The organism is Microcoleus sp. B6-A1 (genome assembly GCF_036705085.1).
Classification (GTDB): domain Bacteria; phylum Cyanobacteriota; class Cyanobacteriia; order Cyanobacteriales; family Microcoleaceae; genus Microcoleus.
In genome coordinates, this window is record NZ_JAUBTU010000195.1 from 1 (window position 1) to 1331 (window position 1331).

At 41.2% G+C, this 1331-nt stretch carries 3 protein-coding genes; all 3 read right to left on the reverse strand.

The annotated features are described in order from the left end of the window. Nucleotides 1-32: 32 nt before the first annotated feature. The 3 genes from QUB11_RS31140 to QUB11_RS31150 are packed head-to-tail and all read right to left on the reverse strand — an operon-like array spanning nt 33 to nt 1237. The gene (locus tag QUB11_RS31140; protein ID WP_333392566.1) at nt 33-740 is read right to left on the reverse strand and encodes a transposase; all 708 of its coding nucleotides are present in this window, start codon (nt 738-740) and stop codon (nt 33-35) included. After that, a complete protein-coding gene (locus QUB11_RS31145) occupies nt 733-1050 on the reverse strand; it encodes a helix-turn-helix domain-containing protein (RefSeq protein ID WP_333392568.1) in 318 nt (105 codons plus the stop codon). The genes QUB11_RS31140 and QUB11_RS31145 overlap by 8 nt, the downstream gene beginning before the upstream one ends. Further along, nucleotides 950-1237, reverse strand: coding sequence for a hypothetical protein (locus QUB11_RS31150; RefSeq protein ID WP_333392570.1), 288 nt, complete (start codon nt 1235-1237; stop codon nt 950-952). The genes QUB11_RS31145 and QUB11_RS31150 overlap by 101 nt, the downstream gene beginning before the upstream one ends. Between the last annotated feature and the right edge of the window lie 94 nt (nt 1238-1331).

Genomic DNA, 1331 nt, shown 5'->3' on the forward strand with positions numbered 1-1331 from the left:
ACTAGTACAGCTCGGCGTAAATACACAGACTATTAAACAGCCAAGACTTTACCCTTATATGTCCACTTAAAAGGTTTGGCCATTGTTTGATTAAAGTAGTTAATAAAATTGAGGATGCGATTTTTCAGATCGTACTCACTAGTGAAACTTGCTCTTTTAAGTAATTTCCGCACCAAAATGCTGAACCAAATCTCTATTTGATTAAGCCACGAAGAATGTTTTGGTGTGTAATGGAAAACAATTTGATGTGTTGGGTCACTTAAAAAAACTGCGCGGGATTTCATAGATTGAAGTATGCCGCTTTTTCCCTTAATACCGAGGTCGATATCTAAGCCTTCTTTTTCGGCGACCAAACGCACCAGTGATTCAGATTGGTGAGTATTCAGACAATCCATAATTAGATGCCATTTTTTGGCATCAGGGTCAGTTTCAATGATGTGACGAATATTCAGTAAAAAATCCGATTCTGTTCTCGAATCTCCGCAAGTTGGCTCGATTATCTTACCATTCGCAATATTGAAATTAGCGATCAAGGTCTGCGTACCATGACGAATATATTCAAACTCTCTTCTTGCAACTTTCCCGGGTCGCATTGGTAAGTTTTTTTCGAGACGTTCAATAGCTTGAATCCCTGTCATTTCATCAACTGATATAGTGTGTTCTCCATTTTGACTGCGTTCAATCGCAGTCAGATATAAGCCTGTAATATCTTTAACTTTTGCATCAAATTCTTCATCCACAGGGGGGGGTTAACCAGTAGCGCGAGGCGTGTGGTTTAATTTCTGCTTCTTCTAATAATCTGCCAACATGGCGGACTGATATACTTTCAATAATGCCTTGTTTCATGATTTCCTCCGCCAGCTCTCTAGCTGTCCAGTGACTTATTGGTCGTCCATAATCGGATGGTGAGGAACAGGCGAGTGCAAATAACTCGGTTACTTGTTCCATGCTAAATTTTACTGGTGCGCCAACACGCTCTCGATCTTGTAATCTTTGCAAAATCGATAAGTCTTTTCCCTCGCTCTCCAACCATCGGTTTCGCCCCTTCACGAGCCATCTGCCGGTTAATCTCTAGGCTTCGGGCTATTTCACGATGGTTTTGACCATCAGATGCCATCAGAATGATTTTGGCTCGTAGCACGATCTGTTGCGGCGTGTTGTGTCTCTTGCTCAACTGGTTAAGTTGATGACGCTCGCCATCGCTTAATTTTAATATTTTAGGCATTAATAAGGCCATATATGACTCCTTTATCACCTACCGAAACTGGTCTAAACTAACTATGTCATTCTACCACAAATATAGTCTGTCTACTTACGCCGAGCTGTACTAG